The sequence below is a fragment of the Thalassolituus sp. ST750PaO-4 genome, assembly GCF_020320405.1.
Classification (GTDB): domain Bacteria; phylum Pseudomonadota; class Gammaproteobacteria; order Pseudomonadales; family Oceanobacteraceae; genus Venatoribacter; species Venatoribacter alkanivorans.
Genome location: NZ_JABVCB010000007.1, coordinates 633,297 through 652,724, shown reverse-complemented (window position 1 = coordinate 652,724; position 19,428 = coordinate 633,297). Strand labels below are relative to the sequence as shown.

General features: G+C 53.2%; 15 protein-coding genes. 7 read left to right on the top strand and 8 right to left on the bottom strand.

What is annotated here, in order from left to right; translation table 11 throughout:
* Positions 1 to 152 precede the first annotated feature (152 nt).
* A complete protein-coding gene (locus HUF18_RS08755) occupies positions 153 to 671 on the top strand; it encodes a discoidin domain-containing protein (RefSeq protein WP_225691905.1) in 519 nt (172 codons plus the stop codon).
* Positions 672 to 810: 139 nt separating this feature from the next.
* On the opposite strand, the gene HUF18_RS08750 is transcribed toward HUF18_RS08755, so the two are convergent.
* The 8 genes from HUF18_RS08750 to HUF18_RS08715 form a co-directional block, all read right to left on the bottom strand.
* Positions 811 to 2,853: an NADPH-dependent 2,4-dienoyl-CoA reductase gene (locus tag HUF18_RS08750; RefSeq protein ID WP_225691904.1), complete on the bottom strand. Its 2,043-nt coding sequence runs from the start codon at positions 2,851 to 2,853 to the stop codon at positions 811 to 813.
* Positions 2,854 to 3,113: 260 nt separating this feature from the next.
* Positions 3,114 to 4,208 (bottom strand): iron-sulfur cluster carrier protein ApbC, encoded by a 1,095-nt coding sequence (apbC, locus tag HUF18_RS08745; RefSeq protein WP_145468993.1) that lies wholly within the window; start codon positions 4,206 to 4,208, stop codon positions 3,114 to 3,116.
* Between the two features lie 110 nt (positions 4,209 to 4,318).
* Positions 4,319 to 5,929: an ABC transporter ATP-binding protein gene (locus HUF18_RS08740; protein WP_225691903.1), complete on the bottom strand. Its 1,611-nt coding sequence runs from the start codon at positions 5,927 to 5,929 to the stop codon at positions 4,319 to 4,321.
* Between the two features lie 10 nt (positions 5,930 to 5,939).
* Entirely contained in the window at positions 5,940 to 7,358 is a 1,419-nt protein-coding gene (locus HUF18_RS08735) for an ABC transporter permease (RefSeq protein ID WP_225691902.1), read from the bottom strand.
* Between the two features lies 1 nt (position 7,359).
* Positions 7,360 to 8,337 (bottom strand): ABC transporter permease, encoded by a 978-nt coding sequence (locus tag HUF18_RS08730; protein ID WP_145468995.1) that lies wholly within the window; start codon positions 8,335 to 8,337, stop codon positions 7,360 to 7,362.
* A gap of 1 nt (position 8,338) precedes the next feature.
* Positions 8,339 to 10,681, bottom strand: a complete 2,343-nt coding sequence (locus HUF18_RS08725; protein ID WP_225691901.1) for an ABC transporter substrate-binding protein — start codon at positions 10,679 to 10,681, stop codon at positions 8,339 to 8,341.
* A gap of 442 nt (positions 10,682 to 11,123) precedes the next feature.
* Positions 11,124 to 11,387 carry a hypothetical protein gene (locus HUF18_RS08720; protein ID WP_225691900.1) on the bottom strand — a complete coding sequence of 88 codons (264 nt, stop codon included), beginning with the start codon at positions 11,385 to 11,387 and terminating at the stop codon, positions 11,124 to 11,126.
* A 337-nt stretch (positions 11,388 to 11,724) separates the two neighbouring features.
* Complete coding sequence (locus tag HUF18_RS08715) at positions 11,725 to 12,222, bottom strand: hypothetical protein (protein WP_225691899.1); 498 nt, start codon at positions 12,220 to 12,222, stop codon at positions 11,725 to 11,727.
* A 1,132-nt stretch (positions 12,223 to 13,354) separates the two neighbouring features.
* Here HUF18_RS08715 and rsxA point away from each other — a divergent pair.
* Genes rsxA through HUF18_RS08685 form a run of 6 tightly spaced genes read left to right on the top strand, consistent with a single transcriptional unit; the run spans position 13,355 to position 19,320 of the window.
* Positions 13,355 to 13,936, top strand: coding sequence for an electron transport complex subunit RsxA (gene rsxA / locus HUF18_RS08710; protein WP_145468997.1), 582 nt, complete (start codon positions 13,355 to 13,357; stop codon positions 13,934 to 13,936).
* Positions 13,937 to 13,944: 8 nt separating this feature from the next.
* Positions 13,945 to 14,553 carry an electron transport complex subunit RsxB gene (rsxB, locus tag HUF18_RS08705; protein WP_225691898.1) on the top strand — a complete coding sequence of 203 codons (609 nt, stop codon included), beginning with the start codon at positions 13,945 to 13,947 and terminating at the stop codon, positions 14,551 to 14,553.
* Positions 14,550 to 16,847: an electron transport complex subunit RsxC gene (gene rsxC, locus HUF18_RS08700; RefSeq protein ID WP_225691897.1), complete on the top strand. Its 2,298-nt coding sequence runs from the start codon at positions 14,550 to 14,552 to the stop codon at positions 16,845 to 16,847. The genes rsxB and rsxC overlap by 4 nt, the downstream gene beginning before the upstream one ends.
* 2 nt (positions 16,848 to 16,849) lie before the next feature.
* Entirely contained in the window at positions 16,850 to 17,902 is a 1,053-nt protein-coding gene (gene rsxD, locus HUF18_RS08695; protein WP_225691896.1) for an electron transport complex subunit RsxD, read from the top strand.
* 9 nt (positions 17,903 to 17,911) lie between these two features.
* Positions 17,912 to 18,604 (top strand): electron transport complex subunit RsxG, encoded by a 693-nt coding sequence (gene rsxG / locus HUF18_RS08690; RefSeq protein WP_225691895.1) that lies wholly within the window; start codon positions 17,912 to 17,914, stop codon positions 18,602 to 18,604.
* A gap of 2 nt (positions 18,605 to 18,606) precedes the next feature.
* A complete protein-coding gene (locus HUF18_RS08685) occupies positions 18,607 to 19,320 on the top strand; it encodes an electron transport complex subunit E (RefSeq protein ID WP_225691894.1) in 714 nt (237 codons plus the stop codon).
* The last annotated feature ends 108 nt before the right edge of the window (positions 19,321 to 19,428 follow it).

The window sequence follows — 19,428 nt, the reverse complement described above, 5'->3', positions numbered from 1 at the left end:
GAATCTGATTTACAGAATAAAAACCGGGCAAAGACCCGGTTTTTTTATAGACATTCTCCGCCTTTCTACATCAGACAACCGCTTAATTATTGATCGCAAAATCAGCAGAACTTTATAATCAGTAACCATTCCTCTTTACGACAGGCAGTATTATGAAACCAGCACTCTCCCTTATCGCTGCATCAGTACTTTTTCTCAGCGCCTGTGGTGGAAGCAGTAGTGACAGCTCTATCCCCGGACTAAAAGCCGATACTAATGTTGCCCTGCTCTCTCGCGGAGCCAGCGCCAGTAGCAGCCATAACAGCAGCAATGCCAACAACCTGATCGATGGCAACATCAATACCAGCTGGACCAGTGCATCGGGTCAAAAAATCGTGGTTGATTTTGGCAGCGTAGAAAAAATTAAAAGCATTAAACTGATCCGTCAGGCAGGAGCTGTTATTACCGGCAGCAATCCGGATATTCTGATTGAGCTGTCCGCCAACGGCAGCAGCTACACCGCCTCCAATCTCAGCGTTGTAACCGGTGGCATTCCCTGCACCAGCCGAAGCATGAATGAGACAACCATGAGCTGCACTATGGCCGAGCGTGATACCCGCTATATCCGTATCACCAGCCAGAATGGCAATGCCCATGACTTTTTCGAGCTGGAAGCTTTAGCCACCAAATAAAAATCAGAATAAAAGCAGAGTAACGCTGCCGGTAAATCAGCATTACCCTGAAATTTTTTCATAGCAGCGTTCATAAACCGCAGCCATAAAAAAACGCCGCATTAAGCGGCGTTTTTATTCACTGCAAACCAACCTGATATTACAGACTGGCCGCCAGTTCGCTGGCCAGTTTGATAGCGCGCTTGGCATCCAGTTCACCGGCAAACTCAGCGCCACCCACTAAGTGCAGACCAAAGCCTTTGCTTTCGTCGGCTTTCAGGGTTTCGTGCAGTTCGTTAACCGATACCTGACCGGCACAGATCACGATGTTATCAACGTCGAGTACGCGCTGGCTGCTTTCTTCACCTTTGGTGATGGTGATGTGCAGGCCCTGCTCGTCGATCTTGTCGTAAGACACACCGCCAATCATTTCCACGCCTTTCATTTTCATCACAGCGCGGTGTACCCAACCGGTGGTTTTGTTCAGGCCTTTACCCAGCGACGAAGCCTTACGCTGCATCATGTACACCTTGCGCGGTGATGGATGAATTTCGGCTTTTTTCAGACCACCGCGGGTGCTGTTGCTTTCATCCACGCCCCACTCTTTCATCCAGGCATCTTTATTCAGCGTGGTGGATTCACCTTCGTGGGTCAGGTATTCGCTGATATCGAAACCGATACCACCGGCACCCATAACGGCAACGCTTTTACCCAGTTGCAGTTCTTTATCCAGCACTTCCTGGTAAGACACCACTTTCGGGCTGTCGATACCCGGAATATTCGGCATACGCGGTGCAACACCAGAGGCGATCACCACTTCGTCAAAACCACCGGATTTTAATTCATCGGCCGTTACAATGTGGTTCAGCTTCAGATCAATATTGTATTTTTTGATCATGGCGGTGAAGTAGCGGATGGTTTCTTTAAATTCTTCTTTGCCCGGAATTTTCGAGGCGTAGTTGAACTGACCACCGATTTCGCCACGGCCTTCAAACAGAGTGACTGCATGACCACGCTCAGCGGCCGTAACGGCACAGGCCAGACCCGCAGGACCAGCACCAACAACAGCTACTTTTTTCGCCTGTTTAACCGGGATGTACACCAGTTTGGTTTCGTTACAGGCACGCGGGTTAACTAAGCAGGATGCACGCTTGTTTTCAAAAGTGTGATCCAGACAAGCCTGGTTACAGGCGATACAGGTGTTGATTTCGTCAGCGCGGTCTTCTTCAACCTTTTTCACCCAGTACGGGTCGGCCAGTAACGGACGCGCCATCGACACCATATCGGCTTTGCCGTTGGCGATAATATCTTCGGCGGTTTCCGGCATATTAATACGGTTAGAAGCGACCACCGGAATATTCACCTGCGCTTTTACCTTGGCGGTAACATCGGCGAACGCTGCACGCGGAACAGAGGTCACGATGGTCGGAACACGGGCTTCGTGCCAGCCGATACCGGTGTTAATGATGGTGACACCGGCTTTTTCCAGTTCTTTCGCCAGATGGATAACTTCTTCCATATCGGACGCTTCTTCCACCAGATCCAGCATCGACAGGCGGAACATGATGATGAATTCTTCGCCTACGGTCGCACGCATTTTGCGGATGACTTCCAGTGGGAAACGGATACGGTTTTCGTAAGAACCGCCCCACTCGTCGCTGCGCTGGTTGGTGCGTTTGTTGATCATCTGGGTAATGAAATAACCTTCAGAACCCATCACCTCAACACCATCGTAACCGGCTTTCTGTGCCAGTTTGGCGGCACGGGCATACTGGTCGATGGTTTTATAAATCTGTTTGCTGGTCAGTTCTTTTGGTTTGAACGGTGTAATCGGCGATTTAATCGCAGAAGGTGCAACGTTCAGCGGAGTGTAACCGTAACGGCCGGCATGCAGAATCTGCAGCAGAATTTTGGAACCGTTTTCATGCACGGCATTGGTTACTTTCTTATGGAAAGGCACCTGCCAGCTGCTCATCATTTTGGAGCCAAACGGCAACAGGTCACCGGCACGGTTCGGAGAGAAACCACCGGTTACCAGCAGGCCAACACCACCACGGGCACGCTCGGCAAAGTATTCTGCCAGCTCACCAAAGTGCCACGGACGATCTTCCAGGCCGGTGTGCATGGAGCCCATCATCACGCGGTTTTTCAGAGTGGTGAAGCCAAGATCCAGTGGCTGCAGAATATGGGAGTACTTGCTCATGGTTGCTTTCTCACAAATCGGTTGTGTTGGCACAGGTTATTATCATCGGCTGCCGGACAAGCCGGCATCCTGTATTGCTTTATGGCGAACCAGTTTACCCGGCTTTACTGACAGGTAAATGACCAAACATAGCATATGAATGATCATTCTTAACACCAGATGCCGTAAGCCAGGCACCGAGAGCCGGACCCAGAAGCCAGACTGCGGAAGCCGGGCTCTTAAGCAAGCAGCCTGCTCGTCTGCAAGCTACCCGCCTGCAATCACTCGTCAGCAATCTCAATGGATGGCATCGCCTGAGCCGCAGCTGCCTGACGTGCCAGTGCTACCGCCAGACGGCGTGAAGCATGGCGGTACATCATAGAGACTTCCGAGCAATCATCCGCGGCCACCACCGGCGTACCGGCATCGGACTGCTCACGGATGTACTTGGATAACGGCAGTGAACCCAGCACCGTGGTGTTGTAGGTTTCCGCCAGACGCTCGGCACCGTCTTCACCAAAAATATGCTCGGCATGACCACACTGCGAACAGATATGCATGCTCATATTTTCAATCATACCCAGCACCGGAATATTCACTTTGCGGAACATTTCCACGCCTTTTTTGGCGTCGGCCAGGGCAATATCCTGCGGTGTGGTGACAATCACGGCGCCGGATACCGGGAATTTCTGACTCAGGGTCAGCTGAATATCACCGGTGCCCGGCGGCATATCAATAATCAGATAATCCAGCTCGCCCCACTGGGTCTGAGTCAGGATCTGCATCAGCGCCCCGGCGACCATCGGCCCGCGCCAGACCATCGGCGTGCTTTCGGTAACCAGGTACGCCATCGACATGCTTTTCAGACCATGAGCTTCAATAGGCACGAACCATTTGTTGTCGATGGTTTCCGGGCGGGTGCCGTCTTCGACCCCCAGCATAATGCCCTGACTCGGGCCGTAAATATCGGCATCCAGCAGGCCGACTTTGGCGCCGTCTTTGGCCAGCGCAATGGCCAGGTTAACCGCCGTGGTGGATTTGCCCACCCCGCCTTTGCCGGACGCCACCGCAACAATATTTTTCACCTGGGCAATGGCTTCAACGCTGTTCTGGCTTTTGTTTTCCGCCACCGACCAGCTGATATTAACCGCCGCAGCGCTGCAGCCATCTATATTTTCCAGCGCCGTTTGCAGCATCTGCGCGATGCCGCCTTTGAGAAATTCAGACGGGTAATCAAGATGAATATCCACCTCAACCCGGCCGCCATCAATACGTATATCACGCACGCAACCGGCGCTGAGCAGATCGGATTCCAGATAAGGATCGGTATAACCGGCCAGAGCGGCCTCAACCTGAGAACGGGAAATCTGTGACACAAGACACTCCTGCACAAAAAGGCGACAACAAAGAATGGCAGGATTTTACGCCCCGGCGGCAGAATTACCACCGCCAGAGTGTCGGGTTATTCCGTGCTGCGCTGGCGCCACTAAACCGGGCTGACTGGTACCGAGGCCAGCAGGCTGCGGGTGTAATCGTGCTGTGGTGCGGTCATTATCTGCCCGGTATCGCCCTGCTCAACGATCACGCCGTCTTTCATCACCGCTACCCGGTGCGCCAGATGCGGAATAATCGACAGGTCGTGGGTAATAAACAGATACGACAAGCCCATTTCCTGCTGCAATTCCTGCAACAGCTGCAACACCTGACCACGAATAGAAACATCCAGCGCACTGGTTGGCTCATCACAAATAATCAGTTCGGGCTCCACCGCAATGGCACGGGCAATCGCCAGACGCTGGCGTTGACCGCCGGAAAACTCATGGGGAAAGCGATCCAGATGCGCGGCTTCCAGCCCGACCCGCTGCAGCAATGCCTGCAGGCGCTGTTCGCGTTTAGCGGCATCGGCCTCAACCTTCAGCGCGATCATCCCTTCGGCCAGAATATCGCGTACATTCATACGCGGATTCATCGACGAAAACGGGTCCTGAAAAATCACCTGAATGCGCTTGCGCAACGGTAAAAACTGACGCTGGCTGAGCTGATCAATGCGTTCACCAGCAAAATACAGCTCACCACCAGCCAGCGGCTCCAGACTCAAAATAGCGCGCCCGGCGGTCGATTTACCCGAACCACTTTCGCCCACCAGAGCCAGGGTTTCACCCCGGCCAATACTCAGACTGATGCCATCCACGGCTTTGGTATAGCCGACCACCCGCTGCAAAATACCTTTACGCTGGGCAAACCAGACACGCACATCCTTTAACTGCAGCAAAGGCCCGCTTTGCGCCGGAGCAGACAAAAAATGGCGGCGATCGGGTAATGAGTGAATCAGCGCACGACTGTATTCATGTTTTGGCGCGGCAAAAAATTCGCGGGCAGCGGCCTGTTCAACAATTTCACCATAGCGCATCACCGCCACACGATCGGCCATCTGTGCCACCACGCCCATATCGTGGGTAATCAACAGCACGGCCAGCTGGCGTTTGCGGCGTAATTCGTTAAGCAATTCCAGAATCTGCTTTTGGATGGTGACATCCAGTGCGGTGGTCGGTTCATCGGCAATCAGTAATTGCGGCTCGCAGGCCAGTGCAATGGCGATCACCACACGCTGCTTCTGCCCGCCGGACAACTGATGCGGATACCAGCCCAGGCGTTGCTCGGCATCGTTAATACCGACCTCGTGCAACAGACTGATGATTTTTTCGCGCAGCGCGGCACCGCTTAACCCTTTATGCAAACGCAGCACTTCGCCAATCTGCTGTTCAATAGTCTGCACCGGATTCAGCGAACTTTGTGGCTCCTGAAATACCATCGCCGCCATACGCCCGCGCACGGAATTCATCTGCGCTTCGGTCAGATTAAACACATCGGTTCCGGCCAGTTGCACACGGCCACTGCGAATGGCCAGCGCCTCCGGCAGCAGGCGCATTAACGCCAGCGACGTCAGCGATTTACCCGAACCACTCTCGCCTACCAAGGCCAGTATTTCTCCGGCGCGAATACTGAAACTCACCGGTTTTACCAGCAAGCGTCCCGCCTGCTGATATTTGCCCGGTAATAATTCGATACTGAGGTTCTCGACCTGTAATAACTCCATGAACCTCTCCTCAGGCCGACCGTGGATCGAAAGCATCGCGAACCCGGTCGGAGAATAAATTCGCCGCCAGCACCAGTACAAACATCAGCACAAAGGCCGCCGCTACCGACCACCACACCACCGGATCACGGGATAACTCAGAACGTGCTTCATTAATCATATTGCCCCAACTGGCCATCGACGGATCAACGCCCACGCCGATATAAGACAGCACCGCTTCGGCCAGCACAAAGACACTGAAATCCAGCACCAGAGCAATCAGAATAATATGGGTAATGTTGGGCAGAATATGGCGGAAAATAATGCGGTTATGACCAACCCCAAAGGCATGGGCGGCCTGCACATAATCGAGCTGACTGACTTTTAACGTTTCCGCGCGCAATAAACGGCACAGGCCGGTCCAGCTGGTCATACCTAAAATAAAACACAGCGCCAGGAATTTAAAATCGGCCCGCACAGCCACCAGATTAAACTGCTCCGGGTGGGTTTCGATATACACATCAATCAGCAGCACCGATGCCGCAATTAACAGAATGCCCGGAATAGAACTCAGCGTGGTGTAAATATACTGCACCACATCATCGACCCAGCCTTTGAAGTAGCCAGCACTGATACCTAACACAATCGCCAGCGGCAGAGTCAGCAGCGTTGCCAGGGTGCCGATTAACACCCCGGTGCGGATGGCTTTAATGCTCCAGTAGAGAACATCCTGACCGACCTTATCGGTCCCCAGAATGTGATACACCTTACTCAGTTCCAGCACCCAGCAACAAGAAAGTACCAACACAGATAACGTCAGATAAATGGTTCCCCAGGGTAAGGTCCGGACACCGGCCAACCCAGATTGCAGAGAGTGCTGGCGCTTACGCCAGGCGATATGCAAACCGATAATCACCGCACTGATAAACGCCGCTACCAGCAATGCTTTCATTGAACGAACAAAGATATCCATACCATGCTCAGCCGCACTTTCAAGATGCTGCCCGGCATTCGCTAAGCGCGGAAAGTCGCGATACACAACCCCGTCGTCGGTTTGCATGTTTTCTTTGGCGAAAGAATAAATTGCGAAAGGTGCCGAATAGGTTTTTTCATCTTTATTACGCAGTTCGGTCAGAACCACATCCAGCAGGCTGTGTACTTCCTGACTGTAATGCACCTCCTCGCTGCCTTCGGTTTTTTCCAGAGGTGCGCGGTAATGCAGAGAATCCAGCAGAGCAATCAGCAAATAAAACAGAATAACAATAACCGAGGCAACACCGGCACGGGAGTGAAACACCGTACGCCAGCGCTGACGCGCCAGCGGGTTTTTACTTAACTGGTAAAAAAACAGTCCGAGACTGGCCACCAGAATATAAATAAGCACATCGCTCCACAACACGACGGGCTTAATGCTCAGTAATTCATTCATAACAGACACTAATTCATTCATATCAGGACAGCCTTACCCGTGGATCAACCAGGGTGTAAGAAATATCCGTCAGAATCAGACCGAGGATATAGAGTACGGAACCAAGAAACACCATGCTGCGCACGATGGCAAAATCCTGCGCCTGAATGGCGTCCAGGGTGTAACTGCCAAGACCGGGAATGCCGAAGAAAGATTCAATCAGCAGGCTGCCCATAAATAACGACGGTATCACCACCACCACACTGGTGAGAATCGGGATCAGGCCGTTAGGCAGAATATGGCGGAACAATACCGCAGTTTCCGACACGCCTTTGGCGCGCGCAGTGCGCACATAATCTTTATTGGCTTCTTCCAGAAATAAGGTGCGGTACAACCGCGTACCACCACCGATACCGGCGACCACGCCGATAATCACCGGCAATATCAGAAAACGGATGGCATCGGTGCCGCCCAGATAACCGGAGATCGGTACCAGATGCCAGAGTTTGGCAAAGAAATACTGCCCGGCAAGAATATAAAACACCCCGGATATCGACAGCAGCACCACGCACAGCACCATGGCTGCGGTATCAAAAACACTGGCACGGAACATCACCACAAACAGCGCAAAAACAATATTCACACTGATGCCGATAATAAAGGTCGGCAAGGCCACGGCCAGACTGGGCCACATACGCTCACTGATATCTGCCCCGATCACCCGCCCTTCATCGGATTTACCGAAATCAAACACAAACAGACGCGCAGACTTTTCAAAGAAGATGGTATCGGTCAGCAGCCCTTCGCTGTTTTCAGCGGTGTTGATAAATAAGGGTTTGTCATAACCGCGCTGCGCTTTCCATTGCTCTATGGCTTCCGCCGATACGTGTTTATCGCCCAGTTGCACCCGTGCCATCTGATCCGGTGTATTCACCATAAAGAACAGGGCAAAGGTCAGCAGGTTAACCCCCAACAGAATAGGCAGTGCGTACAGCAAACGACGGATAATATAAGCCAGCATGTCAGCCCTCCTGTTCTGCAGATGTAGTATTTGTCAGCGCCGTTTGAATACGACGCTGCTGGCGACGGCGGAAGGCACGGTAACCCGGCAGCAACGTAACCAGCAGAATTCCGGCGACGACAAAAATGGGCCATAACACCGGGGCATTCCAGGCCGCCTGTGCCTGACGGCGTTGCTCTTTATCCACGGCAAAATATTTGAGCACACTCTTACTGATACCGTGAGCTTTGACATTGCGTACCCAATGGTTATTCAGCACATAGGAATGCGGATGCCAGCCGGATGCCCACACCGCATCGCGCTGCATAATGGCAATCATGCGGCGGATAATCTCCATACGCTGCGGCGAGTCTTCCATCAGCTGCATCTGGTCGAATAGGCGGTTGTATTCGGCATTGTTATAGTTGGTGGAGTTCACGCCACTGCCACCACTTACAACCGTGCCATTATTCCCATATTGCAGGAACAGGAAATTCTCAGCATCCGGGTAATCGGCCAGCCAGCCCCACTGGAATAACTGGGCATTACCGGTCTGCATTTTTTCTTTAAAGCGGTTGTAATCGGTGCCACGGATATTGAGCTGAATATTCAGCTTTTTAAACTGCTTGATCATCCAGTTCTGCATGGCGCTGCCGCCACTGCCACCGGTCGGCGTATCCAGATTCAGCACCAGAGGCTCACCGGTTTTTGCATGACGGCCATCCGGGTAACCGGCTTCGGCCAGTAAACGTTTGGCCTCTTCCAGCGATTTACGCTGTGGCTTACCATCTACCCAGTCAAACACATAAGGGTTAATGCCCTCTTCACCACTCTGATAACCGAAAATACCCGGCGGTATCGGGCTCATAGCCACTTCGCCACGACCGTTGGCAAAAATCGAAATCATTTCCTGCTGATCGTAAGCAATGGCGATTGCCTGACGCAGCTTGCGTGCACGTTCGCGGCTTTTGGCATCCCCTTTATCGCCGACCACCGGGTCGAGCATATTAAAGGCCAGATAATAACTGCCCAGCACCACTTCTTTTTCCAGGGTAACGCCTTTCTCCGTCATTTCCGGACTCAGACCAATACCATCGCTGCTGACCCGGATCGCCTGGTCAAAACTGTCACTGGCGATACCGGAGCGGTCGTAATAACCCTGCATAAATTTGGTCCACAGCGGGATGGCTTCTTTTTCCAGGCGGTACACCACTTTATCCAGTAATGGCAGCCGCTCTCCGGCATCATCCAGTAAGCCTGCCTCAGCATCACCAGGCATACCTTCCGAGGGGTAATAATCGGCGCGGTAATTCGGGTTCTTTTCCAGAATGATGACTTCGTTAGGGTTATTGCGCGTCATCATAAAAGGACCGCTGCCAACCGGATGCCAGTTCAGCACAATATTACGCTCGGCCAGTCCCGGCTGATGGTAAAAACGATCGACTTCCCAGGGAATGGGCGCAAAAAAGTGAAAGGCCAGCCAGTATTTAAACTGCGGATATTTGCCTTTTAAGCGGATAGTAAAATCATAACGCCCCTGAGCCTCAACACCGGCCATGCTGAGTTGGCGTAAATCCAGCCAGGCCTGCTTGCCTGCTTTTTCTTCCAGTGCTTTACGCGTATCGCTCGCAATCTGGCTGAACTCCGTCATGCCCACAATATAATCGCTAAGCAGTGCACGTACCGGCGACAGCAGTTTAGGGTCGGCCAGGCGTTTAACCTGATACACATAATCCTCGGCCACCAGTTCACGGCTGCCCTGCTCGGTAAAATCGTCCAGAGTGCGGTATTGCTCTGATTCGGCGGCCGAGGCAAACAGATAAAGTGACTCACCCCTGTCGTTCAGGGCAAAGGCCGGATGCGGCTGATAGCGGATGCCGGGTTGTAACTGAAAATGGTAGGTAGAAAAGGCAATGTTTTCGCTGTTGGCATCCACCTCATTGCCATCAGCATCGCTGTAACGGATATCCGGCATCGCCGTCAGGGTATTAGGAATCAGCTCGTAAGGGCGTTTAAGGTAGTCGTAAGCCAGAGGTGGCTCATAAATCTGATCAATAAAGCGCGATTCATCGGTGCTGTAAGAGCGGGCCGGATCAAGGTATTTGGGACGTTCAGAAAAACTGGAATAGAGAATATTGGCGCTGGCTTCGGATTCCGGATGCGGATTATTCCAGGCCTGATCGCTGCATCCCGCCAGTAACAGCGCACCTGCCAGCCATAGCCCTGCGCCGCCAAAGCGCCCGGTAACTGCGCTTACAGCCTTCAGCCAGCCAGCCTTCTGCGAAACAGCCTTTCGCAAACCAGCCTGCAGACGACCAGCAAACCCGCCGCAGCGGCGCATCTTCCCCAAAACAACAGTGTTCATCAGCAGCTATCCATTACAACTCCGGCAGTCAGCCCCTCACTGCGGCTCCCTCTTACAGCGAAGGCGACCTGAGAGCAGCTGGCACAACGCCAGTCCGATGCAGAGATTTATTATTGTGTTTGCCTGCCCAACCACCTCAGAGGCAGACTGATATGACAGCAGAGTGTGCCAACATTTCCCGCCGGTGCAAGCTTTCCTCATTCAGGATATGTCAGTGTCCGCTGTGTCGGATGCTCTGGTGGTTATATTTTGAACAGAAGGGGCAATCAGGCTGCCGTTGAGACTCTGTTACTGACCGCATAACGGAGATCGGGCGCGTTATCAGCACAGGCGCCCTTGTCCACTCTAAGAACTAGAACGCCTGCCAGCAGGGGCAAATTTGTTTTTAACACGAAGTGCGTTAGTTTGTCCTGCAAGTACGCTGGCAAACTGACTTAGTTTATTAAGAGTTCAATATTTCAGGTATAAATTCGCTAACCTCCTCACACCAAGGAACAACCAGCTTATTGAATTCGGCATTACGTGAAAATCTCAAAATCAACACAGATTTATCCCAGAAAATATGATGACTGACAGACTCTATTTCATTCCAAGAAATAAATCGGCAAACTTCATCTTTATAGACTTCAACACCATCAACTCTTGGAATGCTACATAATGCGGCAACTTCAGATTGAAATGCCCCCCCCAATAATAGCAAGATCATTATTACCCACAACCTCTGCTTTCACGCCAAAGTTCACCAAATATCTCTTAAATCTTCCCACTCGAAAATACACATCAAGCGAAATTAAAATCGTAGATATACAAACCCCGACAAACAAGCCCAGCCAAACACTAAGATCCAAACAACACCCAACTGCGACAAGTGAAATAATCAAAGCAGGATACTTAAGCACCTTCCAAGTAACCGGAATTCTTGGGTAATTTATTTTTTTCAGACATTTCGATTCATATCTCTTGCCCACCTGCGTAGCTATTTAGCATGTATTTTTGCTCGACAGTAAATCATGACAACCTGCAATGTCCGGCGCAGCAGCTTGTTAAATGTAATCCTTAAACTTGTACCAATGTTCACCTGCTACCTTATGACTTTCAGCTCCAGAATGCAGAGCATCTTCAAACTCTTTACTATTTTCAAGTATATTATCAACAACTGTTTTTTTTGCATTAATGACGAGACTTCTAGTCAATTTAAATGGATACTCAAAGAACTGAATAAAAATTACTGGCTCCTCCATCTCTTTGAGTTTAACCTCAATGATATATGCATCACTATTAGCTCCATCCTTTAATGGTATTAGACCCTCTCGACCATAACACCAGCCATCCAATAATTCTTCGCTCTGACGAATAGTTTCTTGTGCTATTCGATGAGCTTCTTCTTGAGTTTCGGCTTCAAAAGGAAACAACCTTACTCCTTTATCCGAAAAAAATACTCCAAAAGGAATTAATAGTTCGTCTTTATTAGTAATGCTACCTATGTAAATAGCATTGCTTAAAGCAAGTCCGAGATAATACCCTAATTTTTCTAGGCTCATAGATTTCCCTTTACGCTCAACAGCTTGTTAGTATGCATGCGCATTTATTCCGGGCGATTCTTTCGAGAAACCCCGCATAACTTATTGACCAAACTGAGAAATCGTCCATAACTCAAAAATCCCTTCCAGAAAAACGCGCACGCCTGTTAATTCCGGCGTTCTGTGCAGCTAACTTTACACTCCAGCCTGTAAACCGAAACGCAATCTATTGATTCATTTGGCATTTACGTTACTACCCTCTGGCAAAACGGGCAAGCACGAATGCAAAGCGTGCAAATATCGCGGCTGAAAGCCGCTCCCACACGGTGCTTGCCGGGTAAGTTGAATCTTCTGACTTTGTCGCGGATAAGATCCGCTCCTACAAACGACACCTGATTTAATATGCCGGGTCGCGGATAGTCGAATGCAACATCCACTGCAAATATCGCGGCTGAAAGCCGCTCCCACACGGTGCTTGCCGGGTAAGTTGAATCTTCTGACTTTGTCGCGGATAAGATCCGCTCCTACAAACGACACCTGATTTAATATGCCGGGTCGCGGATAGTCGAATGCAACATCCACTGCAGATATCGCGGCTGAAAGCCGCTCCCACACTGTGCTTGCCGGGTAAATTGAGTCTTCTGATTTTGTCGCGGACAAGTTCCGCTTCTGCAAACGACACCTGATTTAATATGCGGGGTTGCAGATAGTCGAATGCAACATCCATTGCTGATATCGCGGCTGAAAGCCGCTCCCACACTGTGCTTGCCGGGTGAGTTGAGACTTCTGATTTTGTCTTGGATAAGTTCCGCTCCTGCCCTCTGCCCTCTGCCCTCTGCCCTCTGCCCTCTGCCCTCTGCCCTCTGCCCTCTGCCCTCTGCCCTCTGCCCTCTGCCCTCTGCCTTCTGCCTCAAAATAACCATCCGGTTATATCCTTGACCCGCATCAGTACCTTCCCCCAACAGCCCGCTATCATCCCCGGCTGGCATGCCAATAAGGCGGCCGTTACAAGCCATAGACGTAACAACCACTAAGCTTATTCCAAACGGTGCTTAGAACCGAAAAAAACCTTCTTGTCCGAAATAACACAGTTTTGGGATAATGCGCGCCCATTTTTTAATATCGACGGTACACATGTGCTGCGGAGCCATTGATGACTGACTATCTGCTGATTCTGGTAAGCACCATTCTGGTCAACAACTTCGTGCTGGTGCAGTTCCTCGGTCTCTGCCCTTTCATGGGTGTATCCAACAAGCTGGAAACCGCCATCGGCATGGGCGCGGCCACCACCTTCGTACTGACGCTGGCATCGGTGTGCAGCTATCTGGTGTACACCTACCTGCTGATTCCGCTGGATCTGGCCTACCTGAAAACCATCAGTTTTATCATGGTGATTGCCGTGGTGGTGGGCTTTACCGAGATGGCCATCCGCAAAACCAGCCCGCTGCTGTACCGCGTGCTGGGTATCTTCTTACCGCTGATTACCACCAACTGCGCGGTACTGGGTGTGGCCCTGCTGAATATCAAACGCGACAACAGTCTGGTCGAATCCATTCTTTATGGCTTTGGTGCCGCCGTGGGTTTCTCGCTGGTGATGGTGCTGTTCGCCGCCCTGCGTGAACGTGTGGCCGTCGCCGACGTACCCAAGCCCTTTCAGGGCTCGGCCATCGCTATGCTCACTGCCGGATTAATGTCGCTGGCGTTCTTAGGCTTTACCGGTCTGGTCAGTATTTAGGAGTTTTCATGTCAGCTGCACTCTGGACCATTGTTATTGCAGTCGGCCTGCTGGCCGTTCTGGCGGTTATTTTTGGTGCCATTCTGGGTTTTGCCGCCATCCGCTTTAAAGTAGAAGGCAACCCGATTGTCGATCAGATCAACAACCTGCTGCCGCAGACCCAGTGTGGTCAGTGCGGCTATCCGGGTTGTAAGCCCTACGCCGAAGCCATTGCCGGCGGTGAAAAAATCAACAAATGCCCACCCGGCGGCGAAGGTACGATTCAGTCTTTGGCCGACCTGCTCGGCGTAGAACCTGAGCCGCTGGACGCCGAACACGGTGCCGAAAAAGCCGTGCCCACCGTTGCCTTTATCCGCGAAGACGAGTGCATTGGCTGCACCAAGTGCATTCAGGCCTGTCCGGTCGATGCCATTCTCGGCGCCGCCAAGCAGATGCATACCGTCATCGCCGATGAATGCACCGGCTGCGATCTGTGTGTGGAGCCCTGCCCGGTTGACTGTATCGATATGATTCCGGTCAGCGTCGATAAATCCAACTGGTACTGGCAGGCCCCGACCTCAGGCGTTGAACTCATTGCCACCGACCGTCATCACCACCTGGCCGGAGACGCCGCATGACCAACCTGATTCGCCTGCACAATTTTGATGGCGGTATTCATCCGGCAGAAAACAAAGCCCAGTCCACCGCCACGCCGGTACAGCAGGCCAGCCTGCCAGCCGAGCTGGTACTGCCGCTGCACCAGCATATTGGTGCCGCCGCCAAGCCACTTGTGAAAGCCGGTGACCAGGTATTAAAAGGCCAGCTGATTGCCGCCGCCGATGGTTTTGTCTCGGTGCCGCTGCACGCGCCAACCTCAGGCACCGTCGCCGCCGTTGAACCGCGCGCCGTGCCGCACGCTTCCGGCCTGCAGGAAGACTGCATCGTGATCATTCCCGATGGTGCCGAGCGCTGGATTGAACATCAGAGCCTGTATCAGCAACTGGGCCTTGAGCACCTGAGCGATATCAGCCCGCGCCAGCTGACCGAGCATATCCGCCAGTGCGGTATTGCCGGTATGGGCGGCGCCGGTTTCCCCACCGCCGTTAAGCTGAGCACCGGCCAGCGCGAGATTCACACCCTGATTCTGAACGGCGCCGAGTGTGAACCGTACATCACCGCCGATGACATGCTGATGCGCGAACGCGCGTCTGAGGTCATTCAGGGCGCGCAGATTCTGCTGCATATTCTCGGCGCCAAAGGCTGCATGATCGGCGTTGAAGACAACAAACCGCAAGCCATTGCCGCCCTGAATGCCGCACTGGTTGAGCTGGGTGAAGAGCACCATATCGACGTGGTGACCATTCCCACCAAATACCCGTCCGGTGGTGAAAAACAGCTGATCAAAATTTTAACCGGCGAAGAAGTCCCGGCCGGTGGCATTCCTGCCGACCTCGGTCTGGTCTGTCAGAACGTCGGCACCGCGGCCGCCATTTACCGCGCCGTCGCCTTTGGCGAGCCGCTGATTTCGCGTATCACCACCTTAACCGGCGATGCGATGCAGCAGCCCGGTAACTGGGAAGTCTTAATCGGCACCCCGGTCAGCCACCTGCTGCAACTGGCCGGCTATCAGCCACAAAAGCGCGAACGCGTGATTATGGGTGGGCCGATGATGGGCTTTGCCCTGCCCGGTCTGGATCTGCCGATCACCAAAACCAGCAACTGTCTGCTGGCACCAACCGAAAAAGAATTACCGCCTAACGATATCGCCATGGCCTGTATCCGCTGTGGCATGTGCGCCGATGCCTGTCCGGCCGACCTGCTGCCTCAGCAGCTGTACTGGTTCAGCAAGAGTCAGGAGTTCGACAAGGCTGAACAGCACAATATTTTTGACTGCATCGAGTGCGGCGCCTGCTCTTACGTGTGCCCGAGCCATATTCCGCTGGTGCAGTATTACCGTTACGCCAAAGGCGCCATCCGCGAAGAGCGTGCAGCCCAGGCCAAGGCCGAACGCGCGCGCCAGCGCTTTGAAGAGCGTCTGGCCCGTCAGGAACGCGAAGTCGCCGAAAAAGAAGCCAAGCGTAAAGCCCGTGCCGAAGCGGCGGCCAAAGCTCAGGCCGCCAAGCCTGCCGTCGCCGCAGACAGCGCAGCCGCTGCAAATACAGCTGACGGCAACGCGACTTCAGACAACAACGCCGAGCTGGAAAAACTGCAAAAGCAGTTCGATGCCGCGCAAAGCGCACTGGCCAAAACCAAAGAAAAACTCGAAGCGGCCCGTGCCGATGAAAACATGACCGACAAAGTGCCGTTATTTGAAAGCGCGCTGAACAAGACTCAGGACAAAATCAAAGACTTGGCCAAGCAGCTTGCGGCCGCGAAAAAAGCCGCCAAAGCCGCACCGGCAGCTGCCTCTGCTGCAACGACCGACACCGACAAAGGCGACCCGAATTCGCCGGAGCGCTTAAAGCGTAAATGGGAAACCGCTCAGGCACGTCTGGATACTGCAATCAAGCGTCTGGCCGAAGCCAAAGAACAGGGGCTGGATACCGTTGACGCACTGCAGACCGGTGTTGATAAGCAGCAGGAACGGGTGAATGAAGCCAAAGCGGCTTACGATGCGTCTGTCGCTGATGGCGCTGCGGCCGGTGCGACTGTCGGTGGCAGCACTGCGCCTCAGGCAACAGGCGCTCAGACTGCTGATAATAACGCCGCTGATCAGGCCGCCAATATCGAAGCGCTGAACAAGAAGATCCTTGCCCAGCAAGACCGGGTGGCAAAAATGCAGGAGCGTCTGGATATGGCCAAAGCCGAGGGGCTGGACACCGTCGATGCCCTGACGCTCGGCGTACAGAAACAGCAGGATAAACTATTGCAACTGCAACAGGAGCTGGCCGCCCTTGCGCCGGCCGGCACAACATCGAACGAGGCGTCCTGACCATGGGTTTGCTGACCTTATCTTCACCCCACACCCACGGCCCGAACAGCACCAGTAAGGTGATGGCGACGGTGATTCTTGCCACCCTGCCGGGTCTGGCAGTGATTACCGCCCTGTTTGGCTGGGGCACCTTTATTAATGTGCTGCTCGCCAGTGCCACCGCGGTTGCGAGCGAAGCGGCCATTCTCAGTATCCGTAAGCGTCCGCTGGCGTTTTTCCTGAAAGACAACACCGCGCTGTTAACCGGTGTGCTGATTGGTCTGGCCCTGCCGCCTTTTGCCCCCTTCTGGATTACGCTGGTTGCCACCGCTTTTGCCATCGTCTTTGCCAAGCAGCTGTACGGCGGTATGGGCAACAATCCGTTTAACCCGGCGATGGTCGGTTATGCGCTGGTGCTGGTGTCGTTCCCGGTACAGATGACCACCAGCTGGGCGCTTTCAACGCAGATGTCCGGTCAGGCGACTCTGGGCTTTGCCGATACCCTGCAGGTGATTTTTGCCGGTTCCGCCAGCCTGGCCGATGGTTTCAGTGGCGCTACGCCGCTGGATGCTTACAAACACCTGATTGCCAAAGGCACTGCCGACAGCGTGCTGGCCGAAGCCACCTTTAACGGCTGGCTGAACGGCGGCTGGGAATGGGTCAACCTGGCGTTTCTCGCCGGTGGTCTGGTGCTGATCTGGCGCCGCATTATCAGCTGGCATATTCCGCTGGCGATGCTGGTATCACTCAGTCTGTGCTCGCTGATGCTGGGCTGGGATGAAGATATGTACACCCCGCTGTCGCTGCATCTCCTCAGTGGTGCCACCATGCTGGGGGCCTTCTTTATTGCCACCGACCCGGTGTCAGCTTCCACCACGCCACGCGGCAAACTGATTTACGGTGCCGGTATCGGTATTCTGCTGTACGTAATCCGCACCTGGGGGGCTTACCCGGATGCCGTGGCCTTTGCCGTGCTGCTGATGAACTTTGCTGCCCCCTTTATTGATGCCTACACCCAGCCGCGGACCTATGGTCACGCCAAAGCCAAACGCGGCCTGCCGCCAAAACAACGCTGAGGAGCGGCCATGAACGATTTACTGCAATCTATCCGTCGTAATGCCATTGGTCTCGGCCTGTTTGCCATGGTCACCGCCGGAGCCATCGCGGTGGCTCAGGTCGGCACCAAAGAGCGCATTGAGCACAATATCCGTATGGCTCAGGCCAAAGCGCTGAATGAAATTGTGCCGGCCGGCAGCTACGACAACGACCTGCTGACCGATGTGATCGCCGTCGATAAACGCTTTAACCAGCAGTTGCTTGGCCCCTTGCCGGACGATGCCCAGATTCATCTGGCGCGCACCAATGGCCGGGTTAATACCGTGATTCTGCCAGTGGTTGCTCCGGATGGTTACACCACCCAGATTGCGGTACTGGTTGGCGTTCATGCCGACGGCAGTATTGCCGGCGTACGGATTATTGAGCACAAAGAAACACCGGGACTGGGCGATAAAATCGACCGTAAAAAATCCGATTGGGTACTGGGCTTTAACGATAAAAGCCTGAATAACCCGCAAGCAGAACGCTGGGCAGTAAAAAAAGACGGTGGCGATTTTGACCAGTTTACCGGCGCAACCATCACGCCCCGGGCCGTCGTAAAAGCGGTAAAACTGGCGCTGAAATTTTTTGAATTACATAAAAACGAACTGCTGGGGCAACGCCTGACCGAACCACAATCAGTGTCCGGCCAGTTACCCCAGAATTCAGGCAGCGGAGAATAATGATGGCAACGAAATCCCTGCGCGACATCAGCCTCGACGGCTTATGGCATAACAACCCCGCTCTGGTGCAGCTTTTGGGCCTGTGCCCGTTGCTGGCGGTAACCGGCTCAGTGGTGAACGCCCTCGGTCTGGGTCTGGCCACCATGATGGTGCTGGTAGGCTCGAATTTTTCTGTGTCCTTAATCCGCAACCACGTACCTGATGCCGTGCGTCTGCCTGCCTTTGTGATGATTATTGCCTCCTTTACCACGGTCGCAGAGCTGGTAATGCAGGCATTCACTTACGAGCTGTACGAAGTGCTGGGTATCTTTATTCCGCTGATCGTTACCAACTGCGCGATTCTTGGCCGTGCCGATGCCTTTGCCTGTAAAAACCCGATTATTCCGTCGGTGGTTGACGGTTTTACCATGGCGCTGGGCTTTACCATCGTGCTGATTATTCTCGGCGCGATGCGCGAAATTCTCGGTCAGGGCGTGATTTTCTCCGATATGCAGTTACTGTTCGGACCGGCTGCCGCCAGCTGGAAAATTGAGCTGGTAAAAGACTACCCCGACTTTTTATTCGCCATTCTGCCACCCGGCGCCTTTATGGCGATGGGTCTGTTAATTGCGCTGAAAAACATCATCGACGATAAACTTAAAGAAAAAGCCGAAGCACATAAAGCACCGGTTGAAGCCGGCAGTAAGCGGGTGCGGGTGACTGGTAAAATCAGCTGATTATTGGCTGTGGCGGAGGTGTAAAAACTCCGCTACGGCCAATACTGACCCACAGCTTAAATCAGCCTCTGGCTAACAAAAACAGCATGTTTTAATGTTTAGGCCCAG

Excerpts from the sequence above, each read along its gene's own strand:
- rsxA (WP_145468997.1), top strand. The coding sequence starts at position 13,355 with ATGACTGACTATCTGCTGATTCTGGTAAGCACCATTCTGGTCAACAAC.
- HUF18_RS08730 (WP_145468995.1), bottom strand. The coding sequence starts at position 8,337 with ATGCTGGCTTATATTATCCGTCGTTTGCTGTACGCACTGCCTATTCTG.
- HUF18_RS08740 (WP_225691903.1), bottom strand. The coding sequence starts at position 5,929 with ATGGAGTTATTACAGGTCGAGAACCTCAGTATCGAATTATTACCGGGC.
- HUF18_RS08715 (WP_225691899.1), bottom strand. The coding sequence starts at position 12,222 with ATGAGCCTAGAAAAATTAGGGTATTATCTCGGACTTGCTTTAAGCAAT.
- rsxC (WP_225691897.1), top strand. The coding sequence starts at position 14,550 with ATGACCAACCTGATTCGCCTGCACAATTTTGATGGCGGTATTCATCCG.
- HUF18_RS08735 (WP_225691902.1), bottom strand. The coding sequence starts at position 7,358 with ATGAATGAATTAGTGTCTGTTATGAATGAATTACTGAGCATTAAGCCC.
- HUF18_RS08755 (WP_225691905.1), top strand. The coding sequence starts at position 153 with ATGAAACCAGCACTCTCCCTTATCGCTGCATCAGTACTTTTTCTCAGC.
- rsxD (WP_225691896.1), top strand. The coding sequence starts at position 16,850 with ATGGGTTTGCTGACCTTATCTTCACCCCACACCCACGGCCCGAACAGC.
- HUF18_RS08750 (WP_225691904.1), bottom strand. The coding sequence starts at position 2,853 with ATGAGCAAGTACTCCCATATTCTGCAGCCACTGGATCTTGGCTTCACC.
- rsxB (WP_225691898.1), top strand. The coding sequence starts at position 13,945 with ATGTCAGCTGCACTCTGGACCATTGTTATTGCAGTCGGCCTGCTGGCC.
- rsxG (WP_225691895.1), top strand. The coding sequence starts at position 17,912 with ATGAACGATTTACTGCAATCTATCCGTCGTAATGCCATTGGTCTCGGC.
- HUF18_RS08720 (WP_225691900.1), bottom strand. The coding sequence starts at position 11,387 with ATGATCTTGCTATTATTGGGGGGGGCATTTCAATCTGAAGTTGCCGCA.
- HUF18_RS08685 (WP_225691894.1), top strand. The coding sequence starts at position 18,607 with ATGGCAACGAAATCCCTGCGCGACATCAGCCTCGACGGCTTATGGCAT.
- HUF18_RS08725 (WP_225691901.1), bottom strand. The coding sequence starts at position 10,681 with ATGAACACTGTTGTTTTGGGGAAGATGCGCCGCTGCGGCGGGTTTGCT.